At 67.7% G+C, this 14,793-nt stretch carries 11 protein-coding genes; 5 read left to right on the top strand and 6 right to left on the bottom strand.

The features are described 5' to 3' along the window. Window positions 1-28: 28 nt before the first annotated feature. The gene (locus ACFQRC_RS12155) at window positions 29-1,276 is read left to right on the top strand and encodes an alpha/beta fold hydrolase (protein ID WP_379962425.1); all 1,248 of its coding nucleotides are present in this window, start codon (window positions 29-31) and stop codon (window positions 1,274-1,276) included. A gap of 37 nt (window positions 1,277-1,313) precedes the next feature. On the opposite strand, the gene ACFQRC_RS12150 is transcribed toward ACFQRC_RS12155, so the two are convergent. Then, complete coding sequence (locus ACFQRC_RS12150; protein ID WP_379961579.1) at window positions 1,314-4,346, bottom strand: hypothetical protein; 3,033 nt, start codon at window positions 4,344-4,346, stop codon at window positions 1,314-1,316. Between the two features lie 109 nt (window positions 4,347-4,455). Further along, the gene (locus ACFQRC_RS12145) at window positions 4,456-7,392 is read right to left on the bottom strand and encodes a beta strand repeat-containing protein (RefSeq protein WP_379961577.1); all 2,937 of its coding nucleotides are present in this window, start codon (window positions 7,390-7,392) and stop codon (window positions 4,456-4,458) included. A 179-nt stretch (window positions 7,393-7,571) separates the two neighbouring features. Here ACFQRC_RS12145 and ACFQRC_RS12140 point away from each other — a divergent pair, with 179 nt between their 5' ends. Genes ACFQRC_RS12140 through ACFQRC_RS12130 form a run of 3 tightly spaced genes read left to right on the top strand, consistent with a single transcriptional unit; the run spans window position 7,572 to window position 9,987 of the window. After that, window positions 7,572-8,045, top strand: a complete 474-nt coding sequence (locus ACFQRC_RS12140; protein WP_379961575.1) for an ATP-dependent zinc protease — start codon at window positions 7,572-7,574, stop codon at window positions 8,043-8,045. Further along, window positions 8,042-8,947: a 30S ribosomal protein S6--L-glutamate ligase gene (gene rimK, locus ACFQRC_RS12135; protein WP_379961573.1), complete on the top strand. Its 906-nt coding sequence runs from the start codon at window positions 8,042-8,044 to the stop codon at window positions 8,945-8,947. Before ACFQRC_RS12140 ends, rimK begins: the two co-directional genes overlap by 4 nt. A gap of 2 nt (window positions 8,948-8,949) precedes the next feature. Then, window positions 8,950-9,987 (top strand): succinylglutamate desuccinylase/aspartoacylase family protein, encoded by a 1,038-nt coding sequence (locus ACFQRC_RS12130; RefSeq protein WP_379961571.1) that lies wholly within the window; start codon window positions 8,950-8,952, stop codon window positions 9,985-9,987. A 260-nt stretch (window positions 9,988-10,247) separates the two neighbouring features. Here the strand turns inward: ACFQRC_RS12130 and ACFQRC_RS12125 are convergent, their stop codons facing one another. Both ACFQRC_RS12125 and maiA read right to left on the bottom strand, forming a co-directional pair. Continuing rightward, entirely contained in the window at window positions 10,248-11,066 is an 819-nt protein-coding gene (locus ACFQRC_RS12125) for a class II aldolase/adducin family protein (protein ID WP_379961569.1), read from the bottom strand. 161 nt (window positions 11,067-11,227) lie between these two features. Further along, window positions 11,228-11,878 (bottom strand): maleylacetoacetate isomerase, encoded by a 651-nt coding sequence (gene maiA / locus ACFQRC_RS12120; RefSeq protein WP_379961567.1) that lies wholly within the window; start codon window positions 11,876-11,878, stop codon window positions 11,228-11,230. 79 nt (window positions 11,879-11,957) lie between these two features. Between maiA and ACFQRC_RS12115 the strand changes: the two genes are divergently transcribed. Further along, window positions 11,958-12,548: a urate hydroxylase PuuD gene (locus ACFQRC_RS12115; protein ID WP_379961565.1), complete on the top strand. Its 591-nt coding sequence runs from the start codon at window positions 11,958-11,960 to the stop codon at window positions 12,546-12,548. Window positions 12,549-12,561: 13 nt separating this feature from the next. On the opposite strand, the gene ACFQRC_RS12110 is transcribed toward ACFQRC_RS12115, so the two are convergent. Both ACFQRC_RS12110 and ACFQRC_RS12105 read right to left on the bottom strand, forming a co-directional pair. Beyond that, on the bottom strand, window positions 12,562-13,308 hold the full coding sequence (locus ACFQRC_RS12110; RefSeq protein WP_379961563.1) for a 2OG-Fe(II) oxygenase: 747 nt from the start codon (window positions 13,306-13,308) through the stop codon (window positions 12,562-12,564). A gap of 11 nt (window positions 13,309-13,319) precedes the next feature. After that, window positions 13,320-14,783, bottom strand: coding sequence for an efflux transporter outer membrane subunit (locus ACFQRC_RS12105; RefSeq protein WP_379961561.1), 1,464 nt, complete (start codon window positions 14,781-14,783; stop codon window positions 13,320-13,322). Between the last annotated feature and the right edge of the window lie 10 nt (window positions 14,784-14,793).

Genomic DNA, 14,793 nt, shown 5'->3' with positions numbered 1-14,793 from the left:
GCCCCTTGCAACGGTCGTCCTAGTGGCAATGGAGGATTTCGACTTTCCGGGCGAGAGTGGCCAGATTCTTTCCGGCCGCTTCGACCTGCCCGAGGGGCCGGCATCGGCTCACGTGCTTTTCGCCCATTGCTTCACCTGCACCAAGAGTTCGCTGGCCGCGGCCCGAGTGGCGAAGGAGCTCACCCGCCTCGGCTTCGGCGTCCTGCGCTTCGACTTTACCGGCCTCGGGCAAAGCGGCGGCGACTTCGCCGACAGCAGCTTCAGCGGCAGCATCGCCGACATCCTGTCCGCCGCCGCCGCCATGCGCGCGGCCGGACGCGCGCCCTCTTTGCTCATAGGTCACAGTCTCGGCGGGGCGGCCGTGCTCGCGGCGGCGGCCGATCTTCCCGATGTGCGGGCCGTGGTCACGATCGCCGCGCCCTTCGACGCGACCCATGCCGAGAAGCTCTTCACCAATCTGGACGAGCTGATGGAGCGTGGCGAAGCCGAGGTGCGAATCGGCGGACGTCCGTTCAGGATGCGCAGCAGCTTCATCGAGGACCTTCGCAGCCACGATCAGGCCGAGCGGATCCGGCGGCTGGGCCGCCCGCTGCTGATCCTCCACTCCCCTCAGGATGCCACCGTCGGCATCGACAATGCCGGCGCCATTTTCCAGGCGGCGCGCCACCCGAAAAGCTTCGTTTCGCTGGCCGGCGCCGACCATCTCCTGACCCGACGCGAGGATGCCGAATTCGTCGCGTCCATTGTGTCGGGTTGGGCACGGCGCTATCTGCCCGAAGCGCCGCCGCGCACGGCCGAGCAGTCCGGCGTGGTCACAATTGTGGAGACCGGCCAGGGCGACTTCCAGGTCGAAGTGTCGGCGGGCGGCGTGAGCTTCCTCGCGGACGAGCCGCCCGAAGTGGGCGGCCTCGGCTCCGGTCCCACGCCATACGACCTGCTCTCGGCGGGGCTTGGCGCCTGTACGGCGATGACGGTTCGCCTCTACGCGCGCGGCAAGGGATTGCCGCTCGACCGCGTGTCGGTGGAGGTCGGCCATAGCCGGCGCACCGGCATGGAGCCTCCGGACCCGTTCGTGCGCCGCCTGCACCTGGAGGGGGAGCTTAGCGCTGAGCAGCGGCGCAAGCTGGTCGAGATCGCCGAGAAATGCCCCGTGCACCGCACGCTTCATCGCGGCGCCGAGATCGAGACAGCCGAAGGCGGCAGCCTGGCCGAGGCGACGGTGGAGAAGCCCGGGGCCCATGCACAGGATCGGGCGCAGCTGGCGAAAACCAAATAGCGGCGGGCGAATATGGCAGGTTCCGGAAAGCCCGCGCTTAGAAATTGAAATCGCCGGGGTTCGAGAGGCTCACCTGGCCGCTCAGCGCGATCTGGAATTCGGCGCCGGAATCGGCGTCCATATTGCCGAGGATCACGGTCTCGTTGCTGTCGGCGAGGAAGACGAGACGGAGCTGGCCGGGAGCCGTGAAGACGCTGCCGGCGATCAAGGTGAAGGCGTCGTCGCCGCCGCCATCGATCGCGTCGATGAGGGCGAGGTCGATCACGTCGCCGCCCGCCGCGCCGCCGCCTTCGAAATCGTCGATGATATCGCGCGCCGCGCCGATGCCGCTGTCGCCGGCGTCCGCGAATCGGAACAGATCGTCACCCGCCAGACCGAACAGCCGGTCGGTGCCGCCTCCGCCGTCGATGACGTTGGCGCCGGCATTGCCGACGATCCGGTTGGCCAGCTCGTTCCCGGTCAGGTCGATCGCGTCCGTTCCCGATGCGCGGGTGGTCGCCAGTTGTTCGATTTCCGCGCCCCCGGTGAGGACGTAGCTGACGCTCGCGAGGACGCGGTCCGTGCCCTCGCCCGTGCCTTCGACGACGATGTCGGCGGCGTCGTCGACCATATGGGTGTCGTTGCCGAGCCCGCCGTCGGTGCGGTCGGCGCCCAGCCCTCCGTTCAGCCGGTCGCCGCCGCCGGCGCCGAACACTATATCCGCGCCGCCGCGGCCGGCGAGGCTGTTCGCGCCGTCATTGCCGACGATCCGATTGGCGAGGTCGCTGCCGGTGAGGTCGATCGCCTCGGTCCCGGCGGCGCGGTCGGTCGACAATGTCTCGACCTCGGCATTGGCCCGCAACCTGTAGCTGATTTCGGCGAGGACGCGGTCGCTGCCCTGGCCGGCGCGCTCGATGACGACATCGCCTACATTGTCGACCAGATGCACGTCGTCGCCGAGCCCGCCGTCGCTCCTGTCGGCGCCGGCCCCGCCGATCAGCCGGTCGTCGCCGGTGCGTCCCATCAGGACGTCGTCGCCGTCTTCGCCGGAGAGGCGGTTGGCGCCGGCATTGCCGGTGATCCGGTTGGCGATAAAGTTGCCGGTCAGGTCGATGGCCCGGGCCGCGGCGGCGTTCGTGGTGGTCAGCATCTCGACCTCGGCCGCGGCCGCCAAGGCGTAGCTGGCGCTCGCCGCCACGCGGTCCGTGCCTTCGCCCGCGCGCTCCGTCACGATGTCGGCGGCCTGGTCGACGAAATGGACGTCGTCGCCCGCTCCGCCGTCGCTTCGATCGACCCCGCGGCCGCCGATGAGCCGGTCGTTGCCGGCCTGGCCGAACAGCTGGTCGCCGCCGCCGCCGCCGCTCAGGACGTTATTCCCGCCGGCGCCGTTCAATATGTCGCCGAAGTCGGAGCCGATCGCGCCTTCGAAGCCGGAGAGAAGGTCGCCCTGGGCATGGCCGCCAAAGGCGGACTGCGTCGCCAGATCGACGGCTACCGCCGCCTCGGAGAGATTGTAGTCGACGATATCGGCATCGTCGCCGCCGTCGAGCACGTCGCCGCCCGCTCCGCCGCGCAGCCGGTCGTCGCCCGCCCCTCCCGAGAAAGTGAAGATGGTCTCCGGGCTCGGCGCGATGCCGGCGAGGATAATGTCGTTGCCGCCAAGGCCGTCGACGCTTATCCGGTCCAGCGCCTCGAACTCGTCGATCGAAACGGCGAACGGCAGGCCGCTTACCGCCAGCGAGCGATCGACGAACCGCAGCTCGATCGAATCTCCGGCCTCGCTTCCGCTTAGGCCGACATGGTCGCTCGCGCCGTCGCCGGCACCGCCGCCGGGCATGTTCGAAAGATCGATGTCCAAGAGGGTGGTACCGGTGCCGGTGAGGTCGCCGACCAGGATCGAGTCGGCGCCTCCCTGGGCGGTGAGCGCGATCCGCTCGACCTCGTTCAGGTCCATCGTCACGGCGCCGACATCGCGCGACAAGCTTACCCGCCCGCCGTTGGCGGAGATGACGATGGTCTCGCCGATGCCGGCGCCGTTGAAGTCGATGCGGTCGTTCCCGGTCTGGCCTTCCACGATGTCGCTGCCGTCGCCGGCATTCCAGGTGAACCGGTCATTGCCCGACCCGAGCAGGACGAGATCGTCGCCCCGGGACCCGTTGGCGACATCGGTGCCTCTTCCGCCGAGCAGCATGTCGTTGCTCGACCCTCCGGCCAGCGTGTCGTTGCCGTCGCCGCCGTCGAGAGTGAGCTGCATGGCGATGGGCGTGAACGTGAACAGGAACGGGTCGAATTCCCGCGCCTCCAGCAAATCGTTCCCGCCAAGGCCGTTGAGGACGATCCGGTCCGTCGCCTCGCCGCCCTGGACGAACAATTGATGGCCGAGGCCGTTCACGCTGACGGTTCCGAGCCCCGGTCCGAAATCGCTGAAGCGGGACACGCTGATCACATCGTCGCCGTCGCCGCGCGCGACGACGAGCTGGTCGAGGGCGCCGTCTCCGGCTTCGGCGAAGGGGTCGGAATTGTCGGTGCCGAGATTGACCGTCAGGCGCAGGAGGCCGGTGCCCTGAAGGTTGCCGACGTCGATCCTGTCGGCGCCGTGCATGGCATTGATGTTGATGAACTCGAACGCGTTCGAATCCAGGGCGACCGCGCCGACATCGCGGGTCAGGTTCGTGCGGGCGACGCTGGCGGAGAGGCCGATCGTCTCGGCGATGGCCGATCCGTTGAAGTTGAGATCGTCGCTGGATGCGCCTCCGTCCACCATGTCGCTGCCGTCGCCGGGATTCCAGGTGAAGCGATCGAAGCCGTCCTCGAGAAAGACAAGGTCGTCGCCGCCCCCGCCGGTGACATTGTCGTTCTCGATGCCGGCATTGATCGTGTCGGCCCCGGCGCCGCCGGCGATATTGTCGTCGCCGTCGCCCCCGATGATGACGTCGTCCCCGCCCCCGCCGTCGATGATGTCGTCGCCGCCGGCTCCGTCGATCATGTCGGGATCGTCGGAGGGCAGGGCGCCGCCGCTGGTCGTGACGCTGGGCGAGACGGTCGTGGGGGTGATGGTTTCGTCGGCGATCGTGCCGGTAAAGGTGGCCATGATCGATCCTCCAGCATTGACTAAGGCAAGCGGGACTCGGACCGCCCGGTGGGGCGAGGGCAGGGCTTCTTACGACAGATATCGATTCGCGTCGAACCTTGTCCGCCGATCAGAAGTTGAAGTCCCCCGGGTCCGACAGGCTCACATTACCGCTCAGCGCGATCTGGAATTCGGCGTTTGCATCGGCGTCTATATTGCCGAGGATCACCGTCTCGTTGCTGTCGGCGAGGAAGACGATGCGAAGCTGCCCGGCGGCGCTGAAGGCGGCATTGCCGATGAATGCGAACGCATCGTCGCCCCCGCCGGTGATCGCATCGATCCCGCTGACGTCGATCACGTCGCCGCCGGCCGCGCCGCCGCCTTCGAAATCTTCGATCAGGTCGCGCGCCGCGCCGATGCCGGAATCCGACGGCGAGGCGAACAGGAAGCGATCGACGCCGCCGCCGCCGACCAGCATGTCGGCGCCGCCCCTGCCGGACAGGATATTGCCGCCGGCATTGCCGACGATCCGGTTGCCGAAGGCGTTGCCGGTGAGCGCGATGGCGTCGGTCCCGGCGCTGCTGGCAGTGGTCAGCTGTTCGACCTCCACGCCGGCCGCGAGCGTATAGCTGACACTGGCGAGGACGCGGTCGGCGCCCCCGCCCGCCGCTTCGACGACGATATCGCCGGCATTGTCGATAAAGTGAACGTCGTCGCCCGCCCCGCCATCCGTCCTGTCGATGCCGGCGCCGCCGTTCAGGCGGTCGTTGCCGGCGCCCCCGGCCACCACGTCGCTCCCGCCCCGCCCCGCCAGGTTGTTCGCGCCGCCATTGCCGATGATGCGGTTGTCGAGATTGTTGCCGGTCAAGTCGATCGCCGCCGTCCCGCCAGCGCTGTCCGTGGACAATATCTCCACCGCCGCCGTGGCGCCCAGCACATAGCTGGCGCTGGCGAAGATACGGTCGGCGCCTTCGCCGGCGCGCTCGACGACGACATCGCCGGAATCGTCGACGAAGTGGATGTCGTCGCCCGTTCCTCCCTGGCTGCGGTCGGCGCCCGCTCCCCCGTCCAGCCGGTCGTCGCCGCCGAGCCCGATGAGCGTATCGTCGCCGCCGTCACCGTCGAGCCGGTTCAAGCCGGCATTGCCGGTGATCCGGTTGGCGAATGCATTGCCGGTGAGGTCGATCGCCAGCGTGCCACCATTCTTGTCCGTCGACAGCAATTCCACCTCGGCGCCGGCGGCCAGCGCATAGTCGACGCTGGCCAGCACCCGGTCCTTCAGGCCCTCGCCGACGGCTTCGACGACTTCGTCGGCGACGGAATTGACGTAATGGAGGTCGTCGCCCGATCCGCCGTCGCTCAAGTCCGCGCCGGCGCCGCCGATCAGCCGGTCCGCGCCGCCGCCGCCATAAAGCTGGTCGCCGCCGCCGCCGCCAGCGAGCAGGTTACCGAGGATGTTGCCATTCAATATGTCGGCGAAGGCCGAGCCGGTGACATCCTCGATTCCGCTCAACGTATCTCCCTGCGCGAATCCGCCAAAGCCGCTCTGGGAGACCAAATTGACCGACACCGCGCGGGTCGAGTCGGTATATTCCACCCTGTCGGTGTCGAGGCCGCCGATCAGCAGGTCGCGGCCGGCGCCGCCCATCAATATGTCGTCGCCGGCGCCGCCGTCGATGGTCAGCGCGGAGCGCATCGTCCCCGCCCTGATGACGTCGTTCCCGCCATTGCCCGCGACGACGAGCCGGTCGCTCGCCTCCGGATTGAAGATTTCCACGATGGCCGCCAGGCCCTCGACGCCGATCGCGTTGTCGAAACCGCGCACGGCGACCGTATCGGCCGCCTCGCCGCCGTTGAGGCGCACCATATCCTGCTGATTGTCACCCGCATTGCCGCCTTGCGCGGCTTCCAGGTGGACATTGACCTTGACGACTTCGGTGCCCGCGAGGTTGCCGACGATGACCGTGTCGGCCCCGCCGAGCGCGAAATAATCGATCAGCTCGACGCCATCCATGTCCATCGAGACCGCGGCCACGTCGCGAGATAGAAGCGTGCGCGCGCCATTGGCCGAAATCTCGACAGTCTCGCCGACGCCGGAGCCCTGGAACTCGACCGTATCGGACCCGCCTTGTCCTTCGATCACATCATTATCATCGCCCGGCCGCCAAATGAACCGGTCGGAGCCGTCCCCGAGCAGAGCCACATCATCTCCGTCGCGCCCCGTGACGGTATCGTTATGGGCGCCGGCGATGAGGAGGTCCGCGCCGATGCCGCCGTCCAGAACGTCGTTGCCGTCGCCGCCATCCAGCGTGTCCGCGCCGCGCCCGCCGGTAAGGAAGTCGTTCGCCGCGCCGCCGTTCAGGGTCAGCAGCATCGCGCCGGACGGAATGGCGGAGCCGTCGATGACGTCGATCCCGCCGCCGCCATTGATCGTCAGGCGGTCGGTGACGCCGCCGCTATATATTTCCACCGTCTGGCCCAGCCCGAAGACGGTGAGGATCGAGGGGTTGGTGTTTTGATAGGCCAAAGTGATCGTGTCGAACCCGTCGCCGGCGCTGAGGATCACGTTGTCGGCGCCATTGTCAGGAACGGGATCGACCTGGCTGGCCGACAGGTACAATTGGATGCGCTGGATCGCGGTGCCGTCGAGGTCGCCGATCTCGATCGTGTCGGCGCCGTTCACGGACCCTCCGGCCTGAAAATCAATCGATTCGATACCGTCAAGGTCGAGAAACTCGACGCCGCTCCTGAACCGGCCGCGCGTGCCGTTGGCGGTGATCTCGATATCCTCGGACGGATTGAAGGCGAGAGTCCGCAACGCGTCGAAACCGGTGCCGCCCTCGACAAGGTCGCTGCCTTCGCCGGCGACCCACTGGACCGAGTCGTCTCCCGCGCCCAGAAAGATCGAATCATTGCCGCCGCCGCCATTGACATGATCGTTCCCGCCGCCGGCATCGATCATGTCGACCGCCGACGAGGGGACGGATCCGCCGCTCGTCGTCACCGAGGCGGAGACGGACTGGGGTGTGATAGATTCGTTCGCGTCGGTGCCGGTGAACGTGGCCATGGGTCGCTTCTCCATCTGAACGAGGGAATGCGAAGCTTACGGGCGCCCGGGCTGGGGCCGGGGGCAGGATTCCATAGCCGGAATCATCACCCGCGTCGACGATCCGCCGGCGAGCGCCCGCGCTTTTCAAACGCCGGCTCAAGCTGATAAAGGGGTCGTCAGCGTCGGAAGGACATGCCGTGAAGCGCGAACGACCGGTGATCGGATGGCGCGAATGGGTGCAACTCCCCGCGCTCCTCGAATTGCCGATCAAGGCCAAGATCGACAGCGGCGCCCGGACCTCGTCGCTGCACAGCTTCGGCACGCGGCGCTTCACCGAGGGCGGCGCGCCCTGGGTCGAATTCCTGCTCCATCCCATCCAGCGCCATGCCGTTCCCGAGATCGCCGCCGTCGCGCCGGTCAAGGACGAACGCTGGGTGCGCAGCTCCAATGGCGAGGCCGAGAAGAGGATCGTGATCGAGACCCCGGCACGGCTCGGCGCCACCGAGTGGCGGATCGAGTTGACCCTGGCTTCGCGCGACGTGATGGGCTTTCGGATGCTGCTCGGACGCGAGGCGATTCGGCGCCGGTTCGTCATCGATCCGGGGCGCTCCTTCCGCCTCTCCGAACGTCATCCCGCCGTCATCGAAAGCCTGGACACTATTTCCCCATGAAGATCGCCTTGCTCTGCCGCAGCCCGCAGCTTTATTCGCACCAGCGCATCATCGAGGCGGCGCGGGCGCGGGGGCATGAGATCGACACGATCGACCATCTGCGCTGTACCATCGACATCGCATCGCACCGGCCCAAGATCCATTATCAGGGCCGGGCGCTGACCGGCTACGACGCGGTCGTCCCCCGGATCGGCGCGTCGGTCACCTTCTTCGGCACCGCCGTGGTGCGGCAGTTCGAGATGATGCGCGTCTATTGCGTCAACGAATCGGTCGCCATCGCCCGCTCGCGCGACAAGTTGAGGAGCCTCCAGCTCCTGTCGCGCAAGGGGATTGGGCTCCCCGTCACCGTCTTCGCGCACAAGACCTCCAACGCCGAGGACATCGTCCGCCTGGCGGGCGGCGCGCCCGTCGTCATCAAGCTGCTGGAGGGCACGCAGGGCATCGGTGTCGTGCTCGGCGAGACTCCCAAGGCCGCCGAGAGCATCATCCAGGCGTTCGGCGGGGTGAACACCAACATCCTCGTCCAGGAATATGTCGAGGAGGCCAATGGCGAGGATATTCGCTGTATCGTGGTCGGCGAGAAGGTGGTTGCGTCGATGATGCGCAAGGGCAAGGAGGGCGACTTCCGATCGAACCTGCATCGCGGCGGCTCCGCGCGGCCGATCAAGATCACGCCGCAGGAGCGCGCGACGGCGATCGGCGCGGCCAAGGCCATGGGCCTCAACGTCTGCGGCGTCGACATGCTGCGCTCCAATCATGGCCCGGTGGTGATGGAAGTGAACTCCTCGCCGGGTCTGGAGGGCGTCGAGCAGGCGACGGGCGTGGACGTCGCCGCCAAGATCGTCCAGTTTGTCGAAAACAATGCCGAGCCTGGCAAGACCAGGACGAAGGGGAAGGGCTAGGATTGGCGCGGGCCGCGTTCAGCATCGGTGGAGAAGAGGTGGCGCCGGGCGAGCGCCGGCTCGTCGACCTGCCGATGAGCGCGCTCGCCAACCGCACGCCGATGGCGCTTCCGGTCTGCGTCATCCACGGCCGGCGCGAGGGGCCGACGCTGTTCGTCAGCGCCGCGGTCCATGGCGACGAGCTGACCGGCGTCGCCATCTGCCGGCGGCTGCTCGCGTCCAAGGCGCTGGTTCTGGCCCGCGGCACCCTGCTGATGGTGCCGATCGTCAATGCCTTCGGCTTCATCGGCCACAGCCGCTACCTTCCCGACCGGCGCGACCTCAACCGGAGCTTTCCCGGCAGCCCCAGGGGATCGCTCGCCGCGCAGCTGGCTTACATATTCCTCGCCGAAGTGGTGGCGCGGAGCGACTACGGCATCGACCTCCACAGCGCCGCCATCCACCGTTCCAACCTGCCGCAGATCCGCGTCGACAGCCACCGCGAGCCCGCCTACCGCCTCGCCCAGGCGTTCGGCGCGCCGATCATCGTCCATAGTGGCCACCGCGAAGGGTCGCTGAGGAAGGCGGCGCAGGATCGGGGCGTGCCGGTGATCGTCTATGAAGCCGGCGAGGGGCTGCGCGTCGACGAGCTTTCGGTCAGCGTCGGCATGCGCGGCGTGCTCCGGGTGATGGCTCATCTCGGCATGATCGCCAGGCGGCGCGGCCGGCGCGGGCCGGCGCCGGTGCTGTCGACCAGCAGCCGCTGGGTCCGGGCCGAGGAGAGCGGCATCTTCCGGCCGTTCAAGCAGATCGGCGACCATGTCGCGGCCGGCGAGCGCATCGGCGTCGTCGCCGACCCTTATGGCGAGCGCGAGACGGATGTGAAGGCGAGCATGGCCGGCATCGTCATCGGCCGCGCCAACATCCCCGCCGTCAACCAGGGGGACGCCTTGTTCCACATCGCCAATGTCGAGAATGCGTCCAAGCTCGGCGAGCATTACGAGACTCTGGGCCGGGCGGCCGAGACGGAGCGGCTGCTCGACGAGGATGAGATCATTTGAAGCGGGATGCGGTTACATTCAATCGTCACCCTGAACTCGTTTCAGGGTCCACCTACTCGCGCGGCATGTGGCTCGGGAATGGATGCTGAAACAAGTTCAGCATGACGAGATGGTGCAATCCAAACTCATCATGCCCTCAAGGCCTGGAATTCGTTTCCAGCGCTGTCGTTCCCCGGCGAACGCCGGGGCCCAGTTTCCGAGGCCGTAGCTGGACCCCGGCTTTCGCCGGGGAACCGGAAAATCTCCGACTATGAGCGATCCTAGCTCGCGAAGGTCGGGTCTAGCCTGTACGCCTTCCGCAGCAAGGCGGGCCAGGCGAGGGCGCCCGCCGCCATCTTGAGGCCCATCCTGCCCTGCTGGGCGGTCACTTCCGGCGCGCCCTGGGGTGGATTGTTGAGGTTGCCCTCGCCGGCGGACAGAGCGAGGATCTGGGCCTGGCAGGCGCGCTCCAGGAAATAGAGGCGGACGAAGGCCTCGCCGACCGTCTCGCCGACGGTCAGCGTGCCGTGGTTCCTGAGCAGCATCGCGCCCTTGTCGCCGATGTCGGCGACGAGCCGCTCGCGTTCGTCGAGGTCGACGGCGACGCCTTCATAATCGTGATAGGCGACGTCCTCGCGGATCAGCATCGCCGTCTGGGTCAGCGGCAGCAGGCCCTCGGCATGGGCCGACACCGCCTGGCCATGCGGCGTGTGGAGGTGCATCACCGCCTGCGCGTCCTCGCGCGCCATGTGCAGCGCGGAGTGGATGGTGAAGCCGGCGGCGTTGGTGATGAAGGGCGTCTCGCCGACCGGATTGCCGCTCATGTCGACCTTGACCAGCGACGAGGCGGTCACTTCCTCGAACATCAATTGATAGGGGTTGAGCAGGAAATGATGCTCCGGCCCCGGCACCCGCGCGGAGAGATGGGTGAAGATGAGATCGTCCCAGCCGTAATGCGCGACCAGCCGGTAAGCGGCGGCGAGATCGACGCGGATCTTCCACTCCTCCGCGCTCACCCGGCCCTCCAGGCTGGGGATTTCGATCGCCGACAATGCCTTCACATCGGCCATGCTCTTTCCGATCGCGTCGATCCTGCCCATGCTTTTGTCTCCTCGCTACTTCTTAGGGCATGATGAGTTTGGATTGCACCATCTCGTCATGCTGAACTCGTTTCAGCATCCATATCCGAGCCACGCAACTGGTGGGTAGGTGGACCCTGAAACAAGTTCAGGGTGACGATTCAATGTAACCGCAGCCCGCTCTAGCGCGCCGCGCCGACGGATGCGACCTTGTCGGGATGGGCGGCGGCGAACGCGCCGAGTTGGCACGCTTCGGCATCGGCGCGCAGCAATGTCGGGAAATCGTCCAGCGGAACGGCAAAGCGGCGGGCGTTGAACATCTGGGGGACGAGGCAGACGTCGGCGATGCCGGGCGCGTCGCCGAACAGGAAGCGGCTGGCCCGCGCCGCCGCCAGCATCTCCAGCGCCGCGAAGCCTTCGGCGATCCAATGAGCGTACCAGGCGTTCCGCGTCTCCTCATCCTGGCCGAGCGGTCCGCCGAGATATTTGAGCACGCGAAGGTTGTTGAGCGGATGGATGTCGGAGGCGATGGCCAGCGCCAGCGCCATGGCATGAGCGCGATCCGCCGGATCGGCGGGGACGAGGCGCGGCTCCGGGACGGTCGCGTCGAGCCAGTCGATGATGGCGAGGCTCTGGGTCAGGCGCTGCCCCTCCATCTCCAGCATCGGCACGAAGCCCTGCGGGTTGCGGGCGCGATAGCCGGCCTCCTTCTGCGCCCCTTCGGCGAGGTTCACCGGCACGCTTTCATAGTCGATCCCCTTGAGGTTCAGGGCGATGCGGACGCGGTAGGCGGCGGAGGAGCGGAAATAATCGTAAAGGACCGGCTTGGTCATCGGAACACTCGCTTGGGGCTTATCATTGCGGATCAGGAACGATAGATTGCGCCTCGCATAATCAAAAGGGGGATCGGTGATGGGCAGGATATTCGGCAACCTCAATCTCGCGCTGGCGCTTGGCATCGTCCTGCTGCTGGCGACGATGTTCGGCCTCCATGGCGACGCGATGGGCGAGGGCGATTATGCCCATTGGTGGCTGCGCTTCTTCCACGTCATCGCCGGCGTGCTGTGGATCGGCCTGCTTTATTATTTCAACATGGTCCAGATTCCGACCATGCCCAAGGTGCCGGCCGAACTGAAGGGCGGCGTCTCCAAATATATCGCGCCCGAAGCCCTGTTCTGGTTCCGCTGGTCGGCGCTGGCGACGGTGATCCTGGGCGTGGCGCTGGCCGAGACCAACCCGACCGGGCGCTACCTGATGCCGGCGCTCGCCTTCGAGCAGGGCTATCGGGTGATCGGACTCGGCATGTGGCTGGGGCTCATCATGGCGGCGAACGTGTGGTTCGTCATCTGGCCGAACCAGAAGAAGGCGCTGGGCCTCAAGCCGGCGGATGACGAAGCCAAGGCGAAATCGGCGCGCACCGCGATGATCGCGTCGCGCATCAATTTCGTGCTGTCCATCCCGATGCTCTATTGCATGGTCACGCAATTCTACCTGCCGGAGTGACCGGAGGGTCTCATCAGCGCTCGCCGGTTCGCAGCCAGCCTGTCACCGCGAAGCGGCGGCGGGGCGCGGCCGGGCTCACGTAGGAGACGCTGTGATCCTGCGGGACGGCGAACAGGTCGAGCGTGTTGAAGCGCGGGACGTGCCCGATCACCGGTTCGAGCGGCGATCCGTGGAACGTCAGGATGCCGCCCCATTCGGGCCGCCAGTTCGGGGTGAGGCCGAAGACATAGGCGGCCACCCGGTTCTTGCCGGGGACGTCGTCGTCGTGGCGGGTGAGGAAGTCGCCGGGTCCATAAGCGGTCGCCTGCCCGTCGGTGAAGGAAAGCGCGCCGCAGCCGGTGATGACGCGCAGGACCTTCAGCATCGGCTCGCTCGACATCAGGTCCGCGAAGGCGTCGAGCGGGTCGGCGCCCATCGCGGGGTCGGCCCGGCCCTCGGGCACGCGCAGGCCTTCGTAGCGATACTGGAAACCGGTGCGCGCGCCCGCGTCGACCATGTCGTCGAGCCGCCGGCGGTCGGCCTCGCTCATGGTGGCCCGCATCGCGCGGTCGATCTCGACGATCCCGTCGGGGCCGTTCATCAGATGCCACCAATCGTCGCGCCCGCACAGATTGTCGTAAAATTCCGGAAGGCCTTCCTCGGCGAGGAAGCGGTGGATGCGGACTCGCCCGGTGGCGGCATAAGCGGCGGCAAGCCCTTCTATGTCCAGATCGGGATTGAGGTCGAACCCGGCGGCCTGATCCTGCTTTCGAACCTGCATCGGGAGTCCCTTCATGAACCTGAACCTCGGCCGGACGAGGTGAGCGACGGCGGCGTCGCGTCCTCCGGAGGGCGCGCCTGGCCCGCGATGGCCCCGGGCGTTGCCACCGGATGGCCGCCGACCGCCTTGAACAGGTCGACCGCGGCATTCAGTCGGTCCTGGACCGCCAATATGTGGGCATTCTCCACGTCCAGGGCGTTGCGCTCCGCATCCAGCACCATCTGCAGATCGGCCGCGCCCTCGACATATTGGCGACGCGCGATCCTCGCGGTCTCGTGGGCGATGCTCAACGTCTCGCGCAGCAGCATTTCGCGATGGCGCGACCGGTCGAGCCCGGTCATCGCATCCTCGGCGTCGGCGAGCGAGACCAGCAAGGCCTTGCGATACGTCTCCGCCGCCTCCTGCTGGGCGCCGCCGGCGCTCAGGAGGTTGCCCTTGAGGCGGCCGCCGTCGAAGATCGAGGCGAGCAGGCTGGAACCGGTCGAGAGCGCGAGGCCGACGGGTCCGCCCGCCGCGCCTTCGAATATCGCTCCCGCCGAGATGCGGAGGCCGGGGAGGAACGCCGCGCGGGCCCGGGCGACATCGCCGTTCGCCGCCGCGATGCGGGCCTCCGCCGCTCTCACGTCGGGACGGCGCGACACCAATTCGGCCGGCTGCGACGGCGCGAACATCGGTGGCGCGAGCGTCGTGAGCGCGTCGGCCTCGACGTCGAACGAGGGTGCCTCCTCTCCGACCAGCACCGCCAGCGCGTTTCGGGTGCGGTCCCGCGCTTCGGCGAGGCGCGAAATCTCCGTCTCGATGCGGGTCACCTCGACGGCCTGCAATCCGCTGTCGTAGCGGGTGGCGATCCCTTCTCGGACCCGGACCCCGATGATCCTGTCGAGCTCGCGCGCATTGTCGAGCGCGCGGCCGAGCAGGTCGAGCTGGCCCGAAAGCGCGCTGAACTGGAAGAAGGCGCGGGCGACATCGCTCTCCACCGCCAGCGCGACCGCGTCGCGATCATGGCCCGAGGCCGCCAGCCGCGCGCGGGCCGAGCGGCTGCCGGCCTTCGCATATCCGAACAGATCCAGCTCGTAGGCGACATCGAGGCCGAGCGCTTCGTCCCGCCGGTCGAAAAGCTCTCCGTCGCCGCCCGTCAGCGCGCCGGCGGAGGCGGCGGCGACGACGGTCGGGAGGCTCGCCGAGCGGGCGACCTTCAAGTCTCCCCGCGCCTGGACGATCCGGGCGGTCGCCACCCGGACATCGGTGTTCGCCGCGCGGGCGCGCGCGATGAGGCCGTTCAAGGTGGGCGATCCGAAAGCCGCCCATCCCGTATCCACGGAGGCCGCCGCGAGCGGCGAACGGGCCGCCCGCCATTCGCCGGAAGAAACGGCAGGCGTCGGCGCGAGGGCGATGTTCGGAGCGCAGCCGGAAGCGCCGGCGGCCAGGACGCACAGCCAGGCCGCGCGGCGACGATGGGAAGAACTGGCGGTCACCTCAATATCT

It is taken from the genome of Enterovirga sp. GCM10030262 (assembly GCF_042666435.1).
In the GTDB taxonomy this organism is placed as follows: domain Bacteria; phylum Pseudomonadota; class Alphaproteobacteria; order Sphingomonadales; family Sphingomonadaceae; genus Allosphingosinicella.
Note: the sequence above shows the minus strand (reverse complement) of the source record. Positions and strands in the feature narration are given on the sequence as shown.

Excerpts from the sequence above, each read along its gene's own strand:
- ACFQRC_RS12125 (WP_379961569.1), bottom strand. The coding sequence starts at position 11,066 with ATGGGCAGGATCGACGCGATCGGAAAGAGCATGGCCGATGTGAAGGCA.
- ACFQRC_RS12145 (WP_379961577.1), bottom strand. The coding sequence starts at position 7,392 with ATGGCCACGTTCACCGGCACCGACGCGAACGAATCTATCACACCCCAG.
- maiA (WP_379961567.1), bottom strand. The coding sequence starts at position 11,878 with ATGACCAAGCCGGTCCTTTACGATTATTTCCGCTCCTCCGCCGCCTAC.
- ACFQRC_RS12150 (WP_379961579.1), bottom strand. The coding sequence starts at position 4,346 with ATGGCCACCTTTACCGGCACGATCGCCGACGAAACCATCACCCCCACG.
- rimK (WP_379961573.1), top strand. The coding sequence starts at position 8,042 with ATGAAGATCGCCTTGCTCTGCCGCAGCCCGCAGCTTTATTCGCACCAG.
- ACFQRC_RS12110 (WP_379961563.1), bottom strand. The coding sequence starts at position 13,308 with ATGCAGGTTCGAAAGCAGGATCAGGCCGCCGGGTTCGACCTCAATCCC.
- ACFQRC_RS12155 (WP_379962425.1), top strand. The coding sequence starts at position 29 with ATGGAGGATTTCGACTTTCCGGGCGAGAGTGGCCAGATTCTTTCCGGC.
- ACFQRC_RS12115 (WP_379961565.1), top strand. The coding sequence starts at position 11,958 with ATGGGCAGGATATTCGGCAACCTCAATCTCGCGCTGGCGCTTGGCATC.